Origin of the sequence: Nocardia sp. NPDC059229 (assembly GCF_042754165.1) — a bacterium.
GTDB lineage: Bacteria > Actinomycetota > Actinomycetes > Mycobacteriales > Mycobacteriaceae > Nocardia.
The window spans coordinates 163161-182998 of the sequence record NZ_JBHZAK010000011.1 but is presented as its reverse complement, the minus strand read 5'-3'; the positions used below and the strand labels follow the sequence as shown (position 1 = coordinate 182998).

At 68.8% G+C, this 19838-nt stretch carries 23 protein-coding genes; 20 read left to right on the top strand and 3 right to left on the bottom strand.

Annotation, left to right across the window (positions count from 1 at the left end; translation table 11 throughout):
• The first annotated feature begins 48 nt into the window (after positions 1 to 48).
• Together ACFXHE_RS24960 and ACFXHE_RS24955 are read left to right on the top strand one after the other, a co-directional pair.
• Positions 49 to 996, top strand: a complete 948-nt coding sequence (locus ACFXHE_RS24960) for a fumarylacetoacetate hydrolase family protein (protein WP_379386704.1) — start codon at positions 49 to 51, stop codon at positions 994 to 996.
• Positions 997 to 1029: 33 nt separating this feature from the next.
• Complete coding sequence (locus tag ACFXHE_RS24955) at positions 1030 to 1767, top strand: MBL fold metallo-hydrolase (protein WP_379386702.1); 738 nt, start codon at positions 1030 to 1032, stop codon at positions 1765 to 1767.
• Between the two features lie 14 nt (positions 1768 to 1781).
• On the opposite strand, the gene ACFXHE_RS24950 is transcribed toward ACFXHE_RS24955, so the two are convergent.
• On the bottom strand, positions 1782 to 2099 hold the full coding sequence (locus tag ACFXHE_RS24950) for a hypothetical protein (protein WP_379386701.1): 318 nt from the start codon (positions 2097 to 2099) through the stop codon (positions 1782 to 1784).
• Between the two features lie 248 nt (positions 2100 to 2347).
• On the opposite strand from ACFXHE_RS24950, the gene ACFXHE_RS24945 reads away from it, so the two are divergent.
• The 8 genes from ACFXHE_RS24945 (at position 2348) to ACFXHE_RS24910 (ending at position 9260) form a co-directional block, all read left to right on the top strand.
• Positions 2348 to 2494, top strand: coding sequence for a hypothetical protein (locus tag ACFXHE_RS24945; protein WP_379386699.1), 147 nt, complete (start codon positions 2348 to 2350; stop codon positions 2492 to 2494).
• 56 nt (positions 2495 to 2550) lie between these two features.
• Positions 2551 to 3651 (top strand): amidohydrolase family protein, encoded by a 1101-nt coding sequence (locus tag ACFXHE_RS24940; protein WP_379386697.1) that lies wholly within the window; start codon positions 2551 to 2553, stop codon positions 3649 to 3651.
• A 674-nt stretch (positions 3652 to 4325) separates the two neighbouring features.
• Positions 4326 to 4772 carry a 30S ribosomal protein S16 gene (gene rpsP, locus ACFXHE_RS24935; protein WP_364613852.1) on the top strand — a complete coding sequence of 149 codons (447 nt, stop codon included), beginning with the start codon at positions 4326 to 4328 and terminating at the stop codon, positions 4770 to 4772.
• A complete protein-coding gene (locus ACFXHE_RS24930; RefSeq protein WP_029930032.1) occupies positions 4772 to 5014 on the top strand; it encodes an RNA-binding protein in 243 nt (80 codons plus the stop codon). The genes rpsP and ACFXHE_RS24930 overlap by 1 nt, the downstream gene beginning before the upstream one ends.
• Complete coding sequence (rimM, locus tag ACFXHE_RS24925; protein WP_379386695.1) at positions 5015 to 5551, top strand: ribosome maturation factor RimM; 537 nt, start codon at positions 5015 to 5017, stop codon at positions 5549 to 5551.
• Between the two features lie 4 nt (positions 5552 to 5555).
• Positions 5556 to 6251: a tRNA (guanosine(37)-N1)-methyltransferase TrmD gene (gene trmD / locus ACFXHE_RS24920; protein ID WP_379386693.1), complete on the top strand. Its 696-nt coding sequence runs from the start codon at positions 5556 to 5558 to the stop codon at positions 6249 to 6251.
• 13 nt (positions 6252 to 6264) lie between these two features.
• Positions 6265 to 6591 carry a DUF732 domain-containing protein gene (locus tag ACFXHE_RS24915; RefSeq protein ID WP_379386691.1) on the top strand — a complete coding sequence of 109 codons (327 nt, stop codon included), beginning with the start codon at positions 6265 to 6267 and terminating at the stop codon, positions 6589 to 6591.
• Between the two features lie 272 nt (positions 6592 to 6863).
• A complete protein-coding gene (locus tag ACFXHE_RS24910; RefSeq protein WP_379386689.1) occupies positions 6864 to 9260 on the top strand; it encodes a Tex family protein in 2397 nt (798 codons plus the stop codon).
• An 83-nt stretch (positions 9261 to 9343) separates the two neighbouring features.
• On the opposite strand, the gene ACFXHE_RS24905 is transcribed toward ACFXHE_RS24910, so the two are convergent.
• Together ACFXHE_RS24905 and ACFXHE_RS24900 are read right to left on the bottom strand one after the other, a co-directional pair.
• Positions 9344 to 9712: a bleomycin resistance protein gene (locus tag ACFXHE_RS24905; protein WP_379386687.1), complete on the bottom strand. Its 369-nt coding sequence runs from the start codon at positions 9710 to 9712 to the stop codon at positions 9344 to 9346.
• A gap of 69 nt (positions 9713 to 9781) precedes the next feature.
• Positions 9782 to 9991, bottom strand: coding sequence for a TOBE domain-containing protein (locus tag ACFXHE_RS24900; RefSeq protein WP_354837704.1), 210 nt, complete (start codon positions 9989 to 9991; stop codon positions 9782 to 9784).
• A 157-nt stretch (positions 9992 to 10148) separates the two neighbouring features.
• On the opposite strand from ACFXHE_RS24900, the gene ACFXHE_RS24895 reads away from it, so the two are divergent.
• The 10 genes from ACFXHE_RS24895 (at position 10149) to ACFXHE_RS24850 (ending at position 19834) form a co-directional block, all read left to right on the top strand.
• Entirely contained in the window at positions 10149 to 11084 is a 936-nt protein-coding gene (locus tag ACFXHE_RS24895; RefSeq protein ID WP_379386685.1) for a hypothetical protein, read from the top strand.
• 36 nt (positions 11085 to 11120) lie between these two features.
• Positions 11121 to 12803 carry an alpha-keto acid decarboxylase family protein gene (locus tag ACFXHE_RS24890; RefSeq protein WP_379386683.1) on the top strand — a complete coding sequence of 561 codons (1683 nt, stop codon included), beginning with the start codon at positions 11121 to 11123 and terminating at the stop codon, positions 12801 to 12803.
• A gap of 164 nt (positions 12804 to 12967) precedes the next feature.
• Positions 12968 to 13309, top strand: a complete 342-nt coding sequence (gene rplS, locus ACFXHE_RS24885) for a 50S ribosomal protein L19 (RefSeq protein WP_033086110.1) — start codon at positions 12968 to 12970, stop codon at positions 13307 to 13309.
• 119 nt (positions 13310 to 13428) lie between these two features.
• Positions 13429 to 14250 carry a signal peptidase I gene (lepB, locus tag ACFXHE_RS24880; protein WP_379386681.1) on the top strand — a complete coding sequence of 274 codons (822 nt, stop codon included), beginning with the start codon at positions 13429 to 13431 and terminating at the stop codon, positions 14248 to 14250.
• 27 nt (positions 14251 to 14277) lie between these two features.
• Positions 14278 to 15033, top strand: coding sequence for a ribonuclease HII (locus ACFXHE_RS24875; RefSeq protein WP_379386679.1), 756 nt, complete (start codon positions 14278 to 14280; stop codon positions 15031 to 15033).
• Between the two features lie 43 nt (positions 15034 to 15076).
• Positions 15077 to 15382, top strand: coding sequence for a DUF2469 domain-containing protein (locus ACFXHE_RS24870; protein ID WP_040859817.1), 306 nt, complete (start codon positions 15077 to 15079; stop codon positions 15380 to 15382).
• 86 nt (positions 15383 to 15468) lie between these two features.
• On the top strand, positions 15469 to 15825 hold the full coding sequence (locus ACFXHE_RS24865) for a YraN family protein (RefSeq protein ID WP_379386677.1): 357 nt from the start codon (positions 15469 to 15471) through the stop codon (positions 15823 to 15825).
• Between the two features lies 1 nt (position 15826).
• Positions 15827 to 17335, top strand: coding sequence for a YifB family Mg chelatase-like AAA ATPase (locus ACFXHE_RS24860; RefSeq protein WP_379386675.1), 1509 nt, complete (start codon positions 15827 to 15829; stop codon positions 17333 to 17335).
• Between the two features lie 296 nt (positions 17336 to 17631).
• Complete coding sequence (gene dprA, locus ACFXHE_RS24855) at positions 17632 to 18786, top strand: DNA-processing protein DprA (RefSeq protein WP_379386673.1); 1155 nt, start codon at positions 17632 to 17634, stop codon at positions 18784 to 18786.
• Positions 18787 to 18910: 124 nt separating this feature from the next.
• Positions 18911 to 19834: a tyrosine recombinase XerC gene (locus tag ACFXHE_RS24850; RefSeq protein WP_379386671.1), complete on the top strand. Its 924-nt coding sequence runs from the start codon at positions 18911 to 18913 to the stop codon at positions 19832 to 19834.
• Positions 19835 to 19838 lie beyond the last annotated feature (4 nt).

The following is a 19838-nucleotide window of genomic DNA, read 5'->3' as shown; positions in this document are numbered from 1 at the left end:
CCTGCGTGACCACTTGGTGTCCTCCGACACGGCAGAACCGGTGATGCGATGTCCGAACCCACCCCGCTCCCGCGCCTGCGCCGCACTCTCGACCGCGGCCGGCGGCGCATCCTCCGCCAGATCGACACCGGCGGCGGGTGGACGATGGTCGGCGAATCCGATGGCGGCGCAGCCGATCTGGTGCCCTCGGCCTGGACCGAGGAGTTCGAGCTGGCCCGCTACGAGCGCCTGGACCTCGCCGACGGGGCCACGGTACTGCCGGTGTGCCCGGTCTCGTTCCGGGACTTCATGCTCTACGAGAAGCATGCCGTGGACGCCGCGCGCGGGATGGCCCGCCGGTTCCTGCCCGCCGGATACCGGCTCGGGCAGGCGTTCGAGACGCTGACCCGCCGGACGTTCCCGGCCTACCGGCCGCACCGGCTCTGGTACGCCCAGCCCATCTACTACCTGTCCAATGCGCTGACCATCGTGCCCTCGGGTGTCCCGATCGCGCCGCCCGCCTACAGTCACGCACTGGATTTCGAACTCGAACTCGGGGTGGTGCTGGGCGCTCCGCTGCGCGACGCGTCGCCGGAGCAGGCGCTGGCCGCGATCGCGGCGGTGGTGGTCGTCAACGACTTCTCGGCGCGGGACGTGCAATTGGCGGAAATGCGGTCGGGTTTCGGCCCGCAGAAGTCCAAGCATTTCGTCAGCTCGATGTCCGGAACGGCGGTCGCCGGTGCGGCGGTGGCCGACCGGCTCGATCGGCTCACGGCCACGGTGGCGATCAATGGGGAGACGGTGTCCCGCACCGGGACCGGGGGCATGCGCTTCTCGCTCGGTGAGGCCATCGCGCATGTCTCGCGCTCCGAGCAGCTGTATCCGGGTGAGCTGCTGGCCACCGGGACCCTGCCCGGTGGCAGCGGTATGGAAGTGGGCCGCTGGCTGGCTCCCGGCGACGAGCTCCGCCTGGAGATCGACGGCATCGGCGTCATCGAACATCGAATCCAGCCGTGATCGATCACCGAATCCGACACTGAGGAGGGGTACGTGAAGATCGACCAGGTTTCCGATTCCGTCTACGTCGTCGCGGGCACGAACGTCAACTGGGCGTTGGTCAGTGACGAGCGCGGTGTGACCGTCGTGGACGCCGGATATCCCGCCGACACCGAGTCGGTGCTGAGCTCGGTGCGCCAGATCGGGCACGAGCTCGGCGATATCGCCGCGGTCCTGCTGACCCATGCGCACCTCGATCACATCGGTGCGATTCCGACCCTGGTCGAACGCCTGGGCGTGCCGGTCTACACCGGCGCCGAGGAGGTCCGGCACGCCAAACGTGAGTACCTGCAACAGATCACGCCCGTGGACATGGTGCGGCAGTTGCGGACTCGGCGTGGGGCGGTCTGGGTCGCGCAGACCCTGCGCGCCTGCGTCGGTCACATCGGGATGACCGTGCCGACCGCTCGAACCGCCGACGCCGACATCCTGGCGGCGCTACCGGGCGGTTTCGTCGAGGTGCCGACGCCCGGTCACACCAACGGTCACACCGCGTACCTGATGCCGTCGGAGGGTGTGCTGTTCTCCGGCGACGCCCTGGTCACCGGCCACCCTCTGTTGCTCGAGACCGGTCTGCAACTTCTTCCGAGCGTGTTCAACCACGATGAGGCGGGGACGCTCGCGAGCGCCCGCGCTCTCTGCACGGTGGAGGCCGGGATTCTGGTTCCCGGGCATGGGCTGCCGGTCCGGCACGACCTGTCGAGCCTGCTGGGCGATTTCGCCCGGCCGTGATCGTCGCGGTGAGGTCAGATCGGCAGGCAGGGGTTGTCGTTCCCGGGCGTGACCTTGGTGCTGCCGGTGCTCAACCCGATACTGCAGAGGATCACGGCCACGATCGAGATGGGCGCCGCGGCCGAGGCGGTGATCATGCCCGGATCCCAGTTGATTCCGAACGCGCTGGACCCCGAGCTGGTCGCTACGGGGGCGGCGGTGGTGTCCGGGGACGGCTGGTCGAGAGAGACGGGCGCGGCCTGTGCGGTGGCGCCGACTGCGGTGACGGTCGCGCCGATCGCCAACGTGGCGATGGTCAGGCGGATTCGATTGCGGGCGAACAACGATGACATGGGTGGGCCTCCAGCGAGATGATGTGCGACCCGCTGGTAAACGGATATTGAAACTCGCGTCCTTCAAATTTTGAATGCCGCGGGGGACAGGTGCATACGCACGGCGCCACAGGCGCAGCGGGTGTAGCTGACGATGCCCTCGGAGGTGCGGTGGCGCGAAAGGACTTGGAAGGGTTGGGCTGTGGGCCAGCCGCAGTGGCGACACTGTCGGTCCGATTCGGCTACGGGACGCGAATACTGAACTGACCGTGCTGCACGACGATCCGGTCCCGGTCCGCCGTCACCTGTCCGCGGTGCGGCGGGGCAGCGCCGCGCATCCGGTGATCGCGGCCGGGCTGGATGCCATTCGCGGGCTTTGCCGGGAGCGCACCGATATCACCGTGCTCGACGACTGATGCGATAGTGGACCCGGATTCGTGTCGAGACATACCGTCCAGGCGAGGAGGTCGGCATGCGGCTGCATTTCCGCGGCGTGGTCCTGCCCGATGACGAAGTCCGCGACCTCTGGGTGCGCGGCGGCCGGATCTCCGCGGAGCCGATTCCCGACGCCGACACCGTGGAGGCCTCCGGCTGGATCGTGCCCGGCCTGGTCGACGCCCACTGCCATGTCGGCATCAAATACGGCGGCGGACACGAGGATTCGGCGGGCGCGGTCGCCCAGGCCGAGATTGAGCGGGACGCGGGCGCCCTGCTGCTGCGCGATGCGGGCTCGCCCATCGACACCCGTTTCATCGACGACCGCGACGACCTCCCGCGCATCATCCGCGCGGGCCGCCACATCGCCCGCCCCCGGCGCTACATCCGCGAACTCGGCATCGAACTCGACGACGAGCGCGACCTGCCCGAGATCGTCGCCGAGCAGGCCCGCCGCGGCGACGGGTGGGTCAAGATCATCGGCGACTGGATCGACCGCGCGATCGGCGACCTCGCCCCACTGTGGTCCGACGACATCCTGAAGGCCGCCATCGATGCCGCCCATGGCGAAGGCGCCCGGGTCACCGCCCACGTCTTCGGCGAGGACGCCCTGCCCGGCCTGCTGAACGCCGGCATCGACTGCATCGAGCACGGTACCGGCCTCACCGACGACACCATCGCCCTGATGGCCGCCCGCGGCACCGCCCTCGTCCCCACCCTCGTCAATATCGACACCTTCCCCGGAATCGCCGACGGCGCAACCAAATTCCCCACCTACGCCGCCCACATGCGCGACCTGCACCGCCGCTCCCGCGCCACCGTCGCCGAGGCCCACGAGGCCGGCGTCCCCATCTACACCGGCACCGACGCCGGCGGCTCCATCCGCCACGGCCGCATCGCCGACGAGATCGCCGCCCTCGCCGGCGCCGGCTTCACCCCCCACAACGCCCTCGGCGCCTCGTCCTGGCAGGCCCGCACCTGGCTCGGCCGCCCAGGCATCGAACCCGGCGCCCCCGCCGATTTCGTTGTGTACCAAGAAGACCCACGCGAGAACCTGGCCGCGCTCGCCACCCCCTCCTGGGTGGTATTACGCGGCCGCGTCTACAACCGCCGCGACCCGGTCACCAGCCACCGCTGAGCTCCGGGTGCTGAGGCGACGAGAATTGCTTGTTCAGCGTATGGAACGCGCATATCCCGCACATGGAACCATGTCGATTGGATTGAATCCGGCACAGCCGGATACGCCATTCGGACCGGTACACCCGGTCGAGGTGGCAACCGCCGAGTTGCGCTGAAGACTCGCCCATTTCCTCGGAATCGGTAACCGAATCCGTCACTCGGCACCACGATCTGGGTGCGCCGTAGGGGAGGGGCCGGTCGGGCGGGTCTGGCGATTCGGCTGCGCATTCAAAGTGAATCGGTCATGCTTCAGACGTTTGTTGTTTCGACTCGATGAGGAGATGACCGTGGGGTCTATCGAAACCCTGGCCATTAGCGTGTTGGCCGGTTTGATCGTGAAGCTGCTGACGTCCGGGAGCTCCGGGCCCGGCCCGGTTCAGCCGTAGGCTCTGCGTGAGACGCAGCCCATCGGGGTCGTACCCGGTGGGCTGTGGTGTTCCCGGGCCGGGTCGGGGCGATTTCTCCGGGCCGCCGGTGCTCTGGCAGAATGGACGACCGTCCTCATCGAGGACAGTGTCAGCCCGTCTCCGGTTCCGTACCGCGCGGCGGTCACAGCACTTGACGCAAAACCGGGTCCACCTCGTGTGGGCTGCTGAATTGCGACGTGACCAACCATTTGAAAGGCATCAGCTCATGGCTGTTCGTATCAAGCTGACCCGTATGGGCAAGATCCGCAACCCGCAGTACCGCGTCGTCATCGCCGACGCCCGTACTCGTCGTGACGGCCGCGCCATCGAGTCCATCGGCAAGTACCACCCGAAGGAAGAGCCGTCGCTCATCGAGATCGACTCGGAGCGCGCTCAGTACTGGCTGGGTGTCGGCGCGCAGCCGACCGAGCCGGTGAAGCGTCTGCTGGAGATCACCGGCGACTGGCAGAAGTTCAAGGGCCTGCCGGGCGCCGAGGGCACCCTGAAGACCAAGGCCCCGAAGCCGTCCAAGCTGGACCTGTTCAACGCCGCGCTGGCCGCCGCCGAGAACGAGCCGGTCGCCGAGGCCGTCACCCCGAAGAAGAAGGCCGCCAAGAAGGACGAGGCCGCCGAGGCCGAGGCCGCTGAGGCCACCACCGAAGCCGCCGAGTAATGAGTGCCGTTGTCGCCGATGCCGTCGAGCACCTGGTGCGCGGCATCGTCGCCAATCCCGACGACGTCCACGTCGAGCTGATCACCAGCCGTCGCGGCCGGACCGTCGAGGTGCACGTGCACCCGGATGATCTGGGCAAGGTGATCGGTCGTGGCGGTCGTACCGCGACCGCCCTGCGCACCCTGGTCGCCGGGATCGGCGGTAAGGGCATTCGCGTCGACGTGGTCGACACGGATCAGTAGATGGAACTGGTCGTCGGGCGGGTCGCCAAGTCACACGGTGTGCGTGGCGAACTCGTCGTAGAAGTCCGCACCGACGAGCCGGAACTGCGGTTCGCGCCCGGCAGCGTCCTCAAGGGGAAGCTGCCGCGCGCGAAGCAGACGCAGGAATTCGAAGTGGAGTCGGTCCGGGAGCACTCGGGCCGGCTTCTCCTGCGTCTGGACGGCGTCGCCGACCGCACGGCCGCGGATGCGTTGCGGGGCATGCTCTTCGTGGTGGACTCCGCGGATCTGCCACCGTCGCAGGATCCGGACGAGTACTACGATCACGAACTCGAGGGCCTGCGCGTCGAACTCGGCGACGGCACCCAGGTCGGCACCGTCAACGAGGTGCTGCATTCCGCTGCGGGAGAACTGCTTTCGATCAAGGCCGGGGATGCGTTCCCGCCCGCGGGCCGGGAGATCCTGGTGCCGTTCGTGCTGGCCATGGTGCCGACGGTGTCGGTCGCCGACGGCCTGATCGTCATCGACCCGCCCGAGGGCCTGCTGGACCCGGAGTAGCGGCGTGCGAATCGACGTAGTCACGATCTTCCCCGAATACCTCGAGCCGATGCGAGCGGCCTTGCTGGGCAAGGCGATCGACAAGGGTCTGCTCGAGGTCGAGGTGCACGACCTGCGCCGCTGGACCCACGACGTCCACAAGTCGGTGGACGACACCCCGTACGGCGGCGGGCCGGGCATGGTCATGAAGCCGACCGTGTGGGGCGACGCCCTCGACGAGGTGTGCCCGGACGATGCGCTCCTGGTGGTGCCGACTCCGGCGGGCGTGCCGTTCACGCAGGAGACCGCGCAACGGTGGTCCGCCGAACAGCACATCGTGTTCGCCTGCGGGCGCTACGAGGGCATCGACCAGCGCGTCTTCGACGATGCCGCGCGCCGGGTGCGCGTCGAAGAGGTCAGCATCGGCGACTACGTGCTCATCGGCGGCGAGGCCGCCGTGCTGGTCATGACCGAGGCGTTCGTCCGGCTGATCCCGGGCGTCCTCGGCAATCAGCAATCCCACGAACAGGATTCGTTCTCCGACGGTCTCCTGGAAGGCCCCTCCTACACCCGGCCGGTGTCCTGGCGCGGCCTCGACGTCCCCGAAATCCTGTTGTCCGGCAACCATGCCAAGATCGCCGGGTGGCGGCACGAACAGTCGCTGCGCCGCACGGCCGAACGCAGGCCCGACCTCCTACCGGATAACCTGGGCCATGCGTGAAGGAGAGTCGATCATGCGTGAAACCAGAGGATTTCTCAGCGCGACGCTGGCCGGGCTGGCCCTGTTCGCCGCGATGTTCGGCGGCGGTAAGGCGGTCGCGGACAACCTCGATGTGCTATTCCTGAGTCATCTGGGCGACCAGACGGTCGCGTCGCCCGGCTACGAGGACACCGCGGACGGGCAGCGCCTGATCGCCGAGGGCAAGGACATCTGCGCCCACCTGCGCGCGGGCACCCCGGTTGTAGCGACCGACCAGTGGGGATTCGGGGAAAGGCTCGCCCGCGCGGCCGTCTCGGTGTACTGCCCCGAATTCAAGGCGTCCCCAAGAGATTTCGGCTGACGGTGAAATTCGGTACGTAACAACTGATTTCGCGAGGATCGGGGTAACTCCCCGGGTACGCCCAGACCTGATTCGGCACCCGGCGCAGGCACGCATGCGTCACGGGTGACGGCTCTCGGCGGGGCGCTGAAGTCTCGGAGAGGCGGGGCAGTGACCGAATCCTGTGTGGGCCTTGCACGCACTGTCGGGTGGCGGCGGTAGTGTCTGCGGGCGTGACGACAGCCTCCGAAACCGTCAGCGCAGCATCCGCAGGTGCCGCATCCACGGGTGCAGTGAGCACCGAGAGCACCGTCCGCCTCGCCAGCGTCGGCCGGCGTATCGCCGACGAGCTGGGGGTGCGCGAGGAGCAGGTGCGCTCCGCCGTCGAACTACTGGACGCCGGGTCGACCGTGCCGTTCATCGCCCGCTACCGCAAGGAAGTCACCGGCGGACTCGACGACGCCCAGCTACGCACCCTCGACGAGCGCCTGAGCTACCTGCGTGAACTCGACGAGCGCCGGGGCTCGATCATCGAATCCATCCGCAGCCAGGGCAAATTGGACGAGGCGCTGCACGCGCAGATCATGCTCGCCGACACCAAGGCCCGCCTCGAGGACATCTACCTGCCCTACAAGCCCAAGCGGCGCACCAAGGCGCAGATCGCGCGCGAGGCCGGGCACGAGCCCGTGGCCGACGCACTGCTGACCGACCCGACCACCGATCCCGCGCAGTACAACGCCGAACAGCTCGACGGCGCGCGGGCCATCCTGGTGGAGCGTTTCGCCGAGGACGCCGACCTGGTCGGTGAACTGCGCGAGCTCATGTGGGAGCGCGGGCAGATGAGCTCGACGGTGCGCGCGGGCAAGGAGGAGGCGGGCGCGAAGTTCGCCGACTACTTCGAATTCTCCGAGCCCTTCAGCAAGCTGCCCTCGCACCGCATCCTGGCGCTGCTGCGCGGCGAGAAGGAAGAGGTGCTCAACCTGCACCTCGAACCCGACACCGAGACGGCGTCCGATGCGGGCTCCGCAAGCTCCGCCCGTGGCGAGGACGGGCAGCGCTCGATCTACGAGGGCCGCATCGCCATCAAGTTCGGGATCGCCGATCAGGGCCGCGCCGCCGACTCCTGGCTGCTGGACACCGTGCGCTGGGCGTGGCGGACCAAGCTGCAGGTCAGCATGGGCATCGACACCCGAATGCGGTTGCGGCAGTCCGCCGAACGCGATGCCGTCGACGTGTTCGCGGCCAACCTGCGCGACCTGCTGCTCGCGGCGCCCGCCGGCACCCGCTCGACCATGGGCCTGGACCCGGGCTACCGCACCGGTGTGAAGGTCGCCGTCGTGGACGCCACCGGCAAGGTGGTCGCCACCGAGGTCATCTACCCGCACAAGCCGCAGGGGCAGACCGAGAAGTCCCTGGCCGTGCTGGGCGCATTGGTCGCCCGCTTCAATGTCGAGCTCATCGCCATCGGCAACGGCACCGCCTCTCGCGAGACCGACGCCCTTGCCGCCGAACTGATCTCGCGCATCCCCGAGAACAAGCCCACCAAGATCGTGGTCTCCGAGGCGGGCGCGTCGGTGTACTCGGCCTCCGCATACGCCTCGCAGGAACTGCCCGACATGGACGTGTCGCTGCGCGGCGCCGTCTCCATCGCCCGCCGGCTCCAGGACCCGCTGGCCGAACTGGTGAAGATCGACCCGAAGTCCATCGGCGTCGGCCAGTACCAGCACGACGTCTCCGAAACCCTGCTGGCCCGCTCGCTGGGCGCGGTCGTCGAGGACGCGGTGAACGCCGTCGGCGTCGACGTGAACATCGCCTCCGTCCCGCTCCTGTCCCGGGTCTCGGGCATTTCCAACTCGATCGCGGAAAGCATTGTGGCGCACCGCGATGCCAACGGCCCGTTCCGCAGTCGCGCCGCACTCAAGGATGTCCCGCGCCTGGGCCCCAAGGCGTTCGAACAGTGCGCGGGCTTCCTCCGCATCCGCGAGGGCGACGACCCGCTGGACACCTCCGGCGTGCACCCCGAGGCGTACCCCGTGGTCCGGCGCATCCTCGATGCCAGCGGTAAGGGCGTGCAGGAGATCATCGGCAACACCTCCGCCCTGCGCGCCCTGCGGCCGGCCGACTTCACCGATGAGCGGTTCGGTGTCCCGACCGTCACCGACATCATCGCCGAACTCGAGAAGCCCGGCCGCGACCCTCGGCCCGAATTCAAGACCGCCGAATTCGCCGCGGGCATCGAGAAGGTCGCCGACCTGAAGCCCGGCATGGTGCTCGAGGGCGTCGTCACCAATGTGGCCGCCTTCGGCGCCTTCGTCGACATCGGCGTCCACCAGGACGGCCTGGTCCACGTCTCGGCCATGTCCCACAACTTCGTCAAGGACCCTCGCGAGGTCGTGAAGTCCGGCGACGTCGTGAAGGTCAAGGTCCTCGAGGTCGACGTCCAGCGCCAGCGCATCGGCCTGTCGCTGCGCCTCGACGACGAGCCCGGAAACGCCAAGCCCGACCGCGCCGACCGCGGCCCGCGCAACAACCAGGGCGGCGGCCAGCGCGGCGGCAACCGCGACAACCGGCAGGGCGGCCAAGGTGGCCAGCGCCAGGGTGGACAGCGTCAGGGCGGCGGCAACCGCAATCAGCCCGCCCCCAGCGGTTCGATGGCCGACGCCCTCCGCCGCGCCGGCTTCGGCCGCTGACCGGCCGATTCCGAACCACCCGTTCGGCCGCACCCACACCCGGGTCCGGCCGGACGGCCGTTTCCGAACTTGGACCGACACGGCTAGCCGAGTGGCGAGCCGACCCGGTGCAGGGTGCCATCGGGGTCGACGTAGCCGAATTCCCTCAGGCCGTAATCGGTGTCGACCGGGGTGGTGAGGCGGCCGGGCAGGTCTGCGGCGGCCCACTCCGCGTGCAGCGCGTCGGCGTCGGAGACGTAGAGGTAGATGGCTGCGGCGGTTCGTATCGAGTCGTGTTCGTCCCACTCGGTGAGGTGCAGGGATACGTGGCCGCGGTCGGCGAAGCCGTAGTGAGCGTCCCCCTCGTAGGCGTGGACGCTGAACCCGAGGCGGCGATAGCGGGCCAGGGCGGCGTCGAGGTCGAGGACCGGGATCACGGGGGCGACGCGCTCGAAGGTGATGTCGTCCGGCATGGAAGCTCCGAAAAATGAAGACGCCGAGGCGGTCCCGGTTCGGAGGCGCCTCGGCGTGTTCGTGGTGGGTTATTCGACGCCGAGGGAGACCTCGGTGGATTTGATGAGGACCTTGACGGGCTTGCCGTCGGCGAGACCCAGGTCGTCGGCGGCGTCGCGGGTGATGGAGGAGGTGATCTCGTCACCACCTGCGAGGCGGATGCGCACCACCGCCATGGCCTCGCCGCGGGTGACCTGGGTGACTGTTCCATCGAGTTGGTTTCGTGTACTCAGTCGCATGGTGGTGAGCCTAGTCACCGGTGGCCGCCATTTCGATGGTGGCTGGAAGGTTGCTCTATATCGTCGCGACCGCATGTGATCTTTCCGTGCGGGTCGGCGGCGCGGGTAGCGTGGCGGGGGTTGGCGTTCGCACGAGGGTTTCGGAGGCGACAGGGGCATGCACGTGCATCGGTGGTGGGAAGATGTCGTGGTGGCACACGGCAGATTGCCATTGGCATGCCTGCTTCTGGGGTTCATCGTGGGGTTCCTGCTGATCCGAATCAGCGTGCGGCTCATCCGCAAACAGGTGCGCTGGTGGCCGGGCAATGTGCGGGCCGGGGACGTGCACATCCACCACATGGTGTTCGGGGTGATCCTGGTGCTCGGCTCCGGCGTCGGGTTCGTGACGCTGTATCAGAGCAGCGTCGGCGTCACCAGTGCGTTGGCCGCGGTGTTCGGGCTCGGCGCGGCGCTGGTGCTCGACGAGTTCGCGCTCATCTACTACCTGCGCGACGTGTACTGGGAGGAGCAGGGCCGCACCTCGGTCGATGCGGTGTTCGTCGCCCTTGCCGTGACCGGGCTGCTGCTGCTCGGTTTCCATCCGCTGTGGTTGCTGAACATCGGCAATATTCGTGATCTCCGGACCGATCAGAATGTTCCCGAGCGGCTGTTCACGATCGGGTTCGCGTTCGGGAATCTGCTGCTGGCGGCCATTGTCATTGCCAAGGGCAAGATTTGGACCGGTCTGTTCGGAATGTTCTTCCCGCCGCTGCTGGTCATCGGCGCGCTGCGGCTGAGCCGCCCGGGCGCACCCTGGGCGCGCTGGCGCTATGCCGCCGGCTCGGGCCTCATGCGGCGTGCGGTGCGGCGCGAGCGCCGCTATCGCCGCCCGGTGATCCGGGCCAAGATCTTCGTGCAGGACCTGCTGGCGGGCAAGCCCGATGCCGCGCACGTGCTCCGCGCCGCCGAGGAGGAGCTGGCACGGACCGTGGTCCCGGCCCCGCCCGCGCCGCTCTCGGCCCACCTGCACCTCATGCACGGGCGCAAGCACGGGGATCGGCCCTTCGAGCCCGGGTCCGCGGAGCGTCCCCCAGAATCGGTCGATAGCCAATGAGTTGCTGACTGTCGGTCGGCGTGCCAGTGTTGAGCCATGGGCTACGTTGTGGGCGACTATCTGCTCGATCGGCTCCGGGAACTCGGCGTCACCGAAATCTTCGGCGTCCCCGGCGATTTCAATCTGCAGTTCCTCGACCATGTCATCGCCCACCCCGACATCCGCTGGATCGGCAGCGCCAACGAGCTGAACGCCGGCTACGCCGCCGACGGCTATGCCCGCCTGCGCGGCATCGGCGCGGTCGTCACCACCTACGGCGTGGGCGAGCTGAGCGCGGTCAACGCCATCGCGGGCAGCTACGCCGAGCATGTGCCCGTGGTGCACATCGTCGGCGTGCCCGCCAAGGACATCCAGGCCGGTCACCGCGTCATCCACCACACCCTCGGCGACGGCGACTTCCACCACTTCCGCCGGATCGCCGCCGAAGTCACCTGTGCGCAGGCCGATCTCGGCGCGGCCGACGCCTGCCAGGAGATCGACCGGGTGCTGAATTCGGTTCGCGTGCACCGCCGTCCGGGGTATCTCATGCTGGCCACCGATACCGCGCGGGTGGAGGTGTCCCCGCCCGCCACGCCGCTGGCGCCGTCCGCCGACTTCTCGAGTGCGGGCGCGCGGGCAGCCTTCGCGCAGGCGGCACGCGAATTCCTCGGCGGCCGGAGGGTGACCGTCCTCGCGGACATCTTCGTCGACCGGGTCGGAGCGACCGACCGGTTGCGCACCCTGGTCGGCCCGACCCCGGGACAACCGCACGGACTCCCGCACGCCACCCTGGCCTGGGGCAAGACCGTGGTCGACGAATCCGCCCCGAACTTCCTCGGCGTCTACACCGGCGCGGCCTCCCCGCCGCAGGTACGTGCCGCCGTCGAGGACGCCGACCGCCTGGTGACCGTCGGAGTCCAGTACACCGACAGCATCACCGCGGGTTTCAGCCACCGCATCGACCCGCACCGCGCCATCGATATCGGTCCCGAGCGCACGGTGATCGGGGGAGTCGACGCCTTCGCGCCGCTGTCGCTCACCGCGGCACTGGAGATCCTCACCGAGCTCGCCCTCGAATTCGCCGCTCCCGCACCGATTCCCGCCCCGGCGGCCGCCGCCCCGGACGCCCCGCCCGCCGTGGACGCCCCGCTCACCCAGGCCGCCCTGTGGCCCCTGGTCGCGGCAGCGCTGGGCAACAACAACATTGTGGTAGCCGACCAGGGCTCGGCCTTCTTCGGCCTCGCCACGCTGCGCATGCCGACCGGCATCACCTTTCTCGGCCAGCCGCTGTGGGGCTCGATCGGCTATGCCCTCCCGGCCGCCCTCGGCGCGGGCATCGCCTGCCCCGACCGTCGCGCGGTCCTCGTCATCGGCGATGGCGCCGCCCAGCTTTCGATCCAGGAGCTGGGCACCTGGATCCGCGAGCAGCTGAACGGCGTGATCATCCTGGTCGACAACGACGGCTATGCCATCGAACGCGCCATCCACGGCCCGGCCGCCCCGTACAACGAAATCGCCCCGTGGCGCTGGCCCGAACTCCCGCACGCCTTCGGCGGCGACGACGAGTCCGTCCTGACCCTCCGCGCGACCACGGTCGGCGAGCTGCAACACTGTCTGAATGCCGCGACGGACGAGCAGGACCGGCTGGTCTTCCTGCAGGTGATCACCGGCGCCACCGACTACCCGCCGCTGGTCTCGGACATCGCCTCCGCCCTCACCCGCGCGAATACCCGTACGTAGGGGCCGATTAACCGCGTGATCCCGGCGTCTGGCACAATGTTCAGGTTGCTTTGGGCGCGCTGTGCCCAGGCACCGCCCAAATATCCGGAGCACGAACCGGTAGAGCACCCTCCCCGGGTAGCCGCCAGGTTCCTCTGTTCGCGCGAACTCCAATAAGGACGGACATGAACACCCTCGACTTCGTCGACGCAAGCTCGCTGCGCAGCGACATCCCGGACTTCCGCCCGGGTGACACGGTCAACGTGCACGTGAAGGTTATCGAAGGCAACAAGGAGCGCATCCAGGTCTTCAAGGGCGTCGTCATCCGCCGCCAGAACGGTGGCATCCGCGAGACCTTCACCGTGCGCAAGGTTTCGTTCGGTGTCGGCGTGGAGCGCACCTTCCCGGTGCACAGCCCCAACCTGGACAAGATCGAGGTCGTGACCCGCGGTGACGTGCGTCGCGCCAAGCTGTACTACCTGCGCGATCTGCGCGGCAAGGCCGCCAAGATCAAGGAAAAGCGCTGAAGTAGTCGCAGCCCCCGCTGAGCCCGTGATCGGCTCGGCGCAGGATCGACAGTCGGCTCGCCGACAACGAGTAGCCCGGCACCGCATGGTTCTTCGCGGTGCCGGGCTACTCTGTTCCGGTGGCAGACGAGAGCGAGTCGGTGACGAAGTCCGGGTCGGGCAACGGCAATGGGGCGAAGACGCCCGAGGCGCCCGAGGCACCCCAGCCGAAGTCGAAGAAGAAGCAACGACCGTTCTGGCAGGAACTGCCCATCCTGATCGGTTTCGCGGCGCTGATCGTGGCGTTGCTGGTGACCTTCATCGGCCGGCCCTACGTCATTCCGTCGCAGTCCATGGAACCCACCCTGCACGGCTGCGCGGGCTGCACCGGCGACCGCATCTATGTCGAGAAGTTGAGCTACTACTTCGGCGATCCCGAGCCGGGCGACGTGGTGGTGTTCGTGGGCCCGACCAGCTCGTGGAACAGCCACTACAAGTCGATCCGGTCCTCAACCACCGTGGTGCGCGGGGTGCAGAACTTCCTGTCCTTCTTCGGCCTGGTGCCGCCGGACGAGAACGATCTGGTGAAGCGGGTGATCGCCACGGGTGGGCAATCGGTCAAATGCTGTGACGCGCAAGGCCGGATCCTGGTCAAGGACGACAGCCCCGGCGCCGACTGGAAGCCGCTCGACGAGCCGTACGTGAAGTTCAACAACCCCTTCGACCCCCAGCACCCGGACGTGCAGTTCAACGCGGGCGGTCGTGCCTTCCCCGAGATCAAGGTGCCCGCCGGCAATCTGTGGGTGATGGGTGACAACCGCGCCGAGTCCGCCGACTCCCGTTACCACATGAAGGACGAGCTGCAGGGCACCGTGCCGGTGAAGGACGTGCGCGGCAAGGCCGTGTTCAAGATCTGGCCGCCGAGCCGGATGGGTCCGGTCCGGGCGCAGGACCCGCAGTAGAAGCGAGAATCGCGGGATAATCGACCGGTGGGGAAGATGGCGAGGGCCGCCGAGTCCGGTGTGAGCCGGAAGGCGAGCGGCGGCAAGAAGATTCAGCGGATCGACCGCGGTGACTGGCCGCCGCGCGTGGTCATGCGGCAGGCTGGCGGGCTACGCACCCTGGAAGCCGCGCTGATCCGCAGCGGCCTCGGTCCGGTCGCGGGCGTCGACGAGGCCGGGCGCGGCTGCGCGGCGGGCCCGCTGGTGGTGGCCTCCTGCCTGCTGCCACCCAAGGCCTATGCTTCCCTCGCCGGTCTCGACGACTCGAAGAAGCTCACCGAGAACGCCCGCGAACAGCTGTTCCCCATCATCAAGCGGCTCGCGCTGGCCTGGGAGGTGGTGGTCGTCCCGGCCTGGGAGATCGACGCCATCGGCATCCACGTGGCCAATATCGAGGGCATGCGGCGTGCGGTGGCCGGGCTGGATCCGGTGCCCGGCTACGTGCTCACCGACGGCTTCCGGGTGCCCGGCATCCCGGTGCCGTCGCTGCCGGTGATCGGCGGCGACGCCTCGGCGGCCTGCATCGCCGCGGCCAGCGTGCTGGCGAAGGTGACCCGTGACCGCATCATGGTGGAGATGGACGAGCTATACCCGGGCTACGGATTCGCCGCCCACAAGGGCTACAACACCCCCGAGCACAATGAGGCGCTGACCCGTCTCGGCATCACCCCCGAGCACCGCCGTTCGTGGCGAAACGTCCGGGAGACCGGCCGAGTGGCTACCGACACGGCGTATGCGGGATGATGTCTCTACACCCAGTTGGGCGACAAGGAGGACGTTCCACCCGATGAGCGCCGAGGACCTCGAGAAGTACGAAACCGAGATGGAGCTATCCCTGTACCGCGAGTACAAGGACATCGTCGGGCAATTCTCGTACGTGGTGGAGACCGAACGTCGCTTCTACCTCGCCAATTCCGTCGAACTGCGGCCGCAGAACGCCGATGGCGAGGTGTACTTCGAGGTACGGATGTCGGATGCATGGGTGTGGGACATGTACCGGCCGGCGCGCTTCGTGAAGCACGTTCGCGTGATCACCTTCAAAGACGTGAATATCGAGGAGCTGGAGAAGACCGACCTGCGGCTTCCTGACTGATCCACAGGCCGCAGGTTATCCACAGGCTCACTCTTTTCCCAGTTCGGCATGGCCGGGTCCGCCACGGGCCCGGCCATGCTGGCTGAATGGCACAGCATCTGGCGCTGGGAGCGCAGGGGGAGGAACTGGCCGCGGACTTTCTCCGCGCCGCCGGCATGGAGATCGTCGCCCGCAATTGGCGATGCCGCTTCGGCGAGCTCGACGTCATCGCCCGCGAGGGCGAGGTGACGGCCTTCGTCGAGGTCAAAACCCGCCGCACCCTGACCTGCGGCCCACCCGAGGAAGCCGTCACCTACCTCAAACAGCGCCGCATTCGCGAACTCGCCACCCGCTGGCTGCGCGAACAGCACGGCCCATTTCTGCGCATCCGCTTCGACGTGGTTGCCGTCCTCCTGCGTCCGGGCCGTACCCCGGAAATCCGCCACCTGAAGGCGGTGTTCTGAAATGCCTTTGGGCAGAGCCTATTCCGTCGCCGTCAACGGCGTAGAGGGCCAACTCGTAGAAATAGAAGCCGACATAGGCCAGGGCCTCCCCTCGGTCCACCTGGTCGGCCGCCCCGACACCACCCTCCAGGAATCCCGCGACCGCGTCCGCGCCGCCGTCACCAATACGGGTGAGAAGTGGCCTGACGGCCGCGTCGTCCTCGCCCTGTCCCCGGCCACGCTGCCGAAGGTCGGCAGCGTGTACGACGTCGCTCTGGCCGGCGCCGTGCTGGACGCGGCCGGAGTGATCCCGTCGAATCGGCTCTCGGAGTCGGTGCTGCTGGGTGAACTGGCATTGGATGGCCGCGTGCGCCGGGTGCGCGGCATTCTTCCGGCGGTACTGGCGGCGCGGAACGCGGGGCGGCGCACCGTCATCGTCCCGACGGCCGCCCTGCCCGAGGCCGGCCTGGTCGACGGCATTCGCGTCCTGGGGGCGTCGACGCTGCTCGAATTGCTGGATTGGCTGCGTGGCGGCGGTGAGCTCGCGCTTCCCGATCCGGTCCAGCCGACGGCCGAGACAGCGATCGGGGACCTGCGCGAGGTGGTGGGCCAGGACGAGGCGCGCTGGGCCCTGGAGGTGGCCGCGGCGGGCGGGCATCACCTGCTGCTGACCGGCCCGCCCGGCATCGGGAAAACCATGTTGGCGCAACGGCTTCCAGGCTTGCTGCCGCCGCTGCGCGAACGGGATTCCCTGGAGGTGACCGCAATTCACTCGGTGGCGGGCACACTGTCCGACGATGCTCCGCTGATCACCGCGCCGCCCTTCGTGGCACCCCATCATTCGTCGTCGGTCACGGCGATGATCGGCGGCGGTTCGGGGTCCGCCCGGCCCGGGGCGGTCAGCTGCGCCCATCGCGGCGTCCTGTTCCTGGACGAGTGTGCCGAGATCGGCAGCAAGGTCCTCGAGGCGCTGCGAACTCCCTTGGAGGAAGGCGAGGTTCGCATCGCGCGCCGGGACGGGGTGTCCCGTTTCCCGGCCCGATTCCAACTCGTCCTCGCGGCCAACCCGTGCCCGTGCGCACCCGCCCGCGATATCGACTGCATCTGCGCGCCCCTGGCCCGCCGCCGCTACCTCGGCAAACTCTCCGGCCCGCTGATGGATCGCATCGATCTCTCGGTGCAGATGCACGCCCAGGCCGCCGGAGCCTTCACCGGCGACGAGGTCGAGAGCAGCGAGGAGGTCCGCGCCCGCGTGACGGCGGCACGGAACGCGGCGGCCCGACGATGGGTCGAACTCGGCATGACCACCAATGCGGAGGTGCCCGGCCACGTTCTCCGCCAACGCTTCCGGTTGCCCCGTGAGGCGCTCGCCCCGGTCGAGAACGCCCTCCAGCACGGCCGCATGTCCGCCCGCGGCGCCGACCGCGCGATCAGAGTTGCCTGGACTGTCTGTGACCTGCGTGGCGGTGAGGTGCCCAGCGCCCAGGACGTACTGCAGGCATTGAGCTTTCGACAGCGAGGTGGAGCATGAGCGAGACGACGGACAACCCCGATTCGATGCAGCGTACTGGCGTACGCCACGAATTCACTTCGGCCTCAGGGGATGTGGCGGCGAAAGCATCGCTTGTGCCTACCTCTGGAAGTGCTGCCGGTGCAACCGACACCGGACTTGGTCAGCCTGGTTCGGTCGGCATAACCGATTCCGGGTCACGTGCACCCGGTCACGTCAGCGAATTCGGCCGGGGCTCCGGGTGGACGGGGGCGAAGCACGGCGCGAAAGGCGCTGTCGGCGGGGCGGTTGCGGGTGGTAGTGCGGATGAGAGGCGGTTGGCTTGGGTGTATTTGTCGCGGGTGGTGGAGGGGCCCTGTGCGGCGTTGTCGGCGTTGATCGGGTCGGTGGGGGTGGTGGAGGCGGCGCGGGCGGTGCGGGAGTGGGCATTGCCCGAGGTGTTGCGGGGGCCTACCGAGCTGCGGCGGGGAATCGACCGGGCGGAAAGGGATTTGGCGTATATCGAGCGGTTGGGTGGGCGGGTGGTGACGCCGGACGATGCGGAGTGGCCGGCCTGGCGGATGCTCGGGCTGGGGCAGCTGGATCCGGCGCAGGATGCGGATGCGGCTGTGCCGCTGGTGTTGTGGGTGCGGGGGCCGCGGTCGCTGCTGGAGACCACCGAGCGGGCTATCGCGGTGGTGGGGGCGCGGTGCAGCACCGGGTACGGGAATCATGCGACCGGCGAGATTGCCGGTGAGCTCGCGGCGCGCGGGTGGACGATCGTGTCCGGGGCGGCGTTCGGGATCGACGGGATGGCACACCGGGCCGCATTGGCCGTCGGCGGGATGACGATCGCCGTGCTCGCCTGCGGTCCGGATCGGCCGTATCCCGTGCAGCACGATCAGCTGCTGGCCGAGATCGTCGATACCGGTCTGGTCGTCACCGAGTACCCACCCGGCACCTCCGCGCGCAAACACCATTTCCTGGCCCGCAATCGGCTGATAGCCGCCTTCGCGGACGGTGTCGTGGTGGTGGAGGCCGGGATGCGCAGCGGGGCGCGCAACACGGTGAAATGGTGCCGCCGGCTGGGCCGGCCCGCGATGGCCGTTCCCGGCCCGGTCACCTCGGCCGCCTCCGTCGGCTGCCACCGCATGATCCGCGAGGGCGAAGCCTTCATCGTCACCCGCGCCGAGGACATCCTCGACGAAGCCGGGCCGCTGCGCCTGTCCCTGCCGGGCGCGGTCCCACCCAGCCCGGAGGACAATCCCTCCGGCGACGAGGCCCTGGTCTTCGCCGCCCTCCCCAACACCGGTTCCCGCCTCCCTCGTGGTCTGGCCACCGACACCGGCCTCCCACTGCCCACCGTGCGGGCAACCTTGTCCGCTTTGGAGATCGCCGGCCTGGTGGCCTGCGACGGCAACGGCTGGTACCGCACCACCCACCCGACCTCGGCCACCGCCGCCATAGTCGCCGCCCACGATCGACATCGCTGACCAACCGGCCCGCCTGCACAGGAATGCGGTGCCGGGCATGGACAACCGCTGGTGGTCCGGCCCTGTGATGGGCGCGGCGGCGGCGGTGCTTGATATGTGGCGGGATTCGGGTCAGCGTGGACGGATGAGTGAGCTGCCCGAGGATTTGGAGGCATTGCTGGCCGAGTACGGGCGGCACTTGCGGTTGGGGCGGAATCGGTCGGAGCATACGGTGCGGGCGTATGTGGGCGATGCGCGCGGGTTGCTGGAGCATTTGCTGGGGCGGGCGGTGGATTCCGGTGTGGGGGAGGTGGATCTGGCGTTGCTGCGGTCGTGGCTGGCGGCGCAGGCGGCGGGGGGCGCGGCGCGGACCACTATGGCGCGGCGGGCCTCGTCGGCTCGGACGTTCACGGCCTGGCTGACGCACACGGGGCGGCTGGCGGTGGATCCGGGGCCGCGGCTGGGGTCGGCGCGGGCGCATCGGGTGCTGCCGTCGGTGCTGGGGCGCGAGCAGGCGCAGGCGGCCATGGCGGCGGCGGAATCGGGTGCGGCGCAGCATGATCCGATGGCCTTGCGGGATCGGCTGATTGTCGAGATGCTGTACGCGACCGGGATCCGGGTGAGCGAGCTGTGCGGGCTCGACATCGAGGACGTGGATCGGGAACGGCGGCTGGTGCGCGTGCTGGGCAAGGGGAACAAGGAGCGGGCGGTGCCGTTCGGCGTGCCCGCCGAGCAGGCTCTGGACGGCTGGCTGCGGTTCGGTCGGGCCGCCTTCGCCACCGCGGAGTCGGGGCGCGCGCTGCTGCTGGGCCGGCGGGGGCGCCGGATCGACCAGCGGCAGGCCAGAACGGTGGTGCACGAGGTGGTTTCCGCCATTCCGGGCGCACCCGATATGGGCCCGCACGGTTTCCGTCACACCGCCGCGACCCATCTGCTCGAGGGCGGGGCCGATCTGCGGGTGGTGCAGGAGATCCTGGGCCATGCCAGCATGGCCACCACACAGCTGTACACCCACGTGTCGATCGATCGGCTCAAGAAGGTGCACGACCAAGCCCACCCGCGCGCCTGACCGC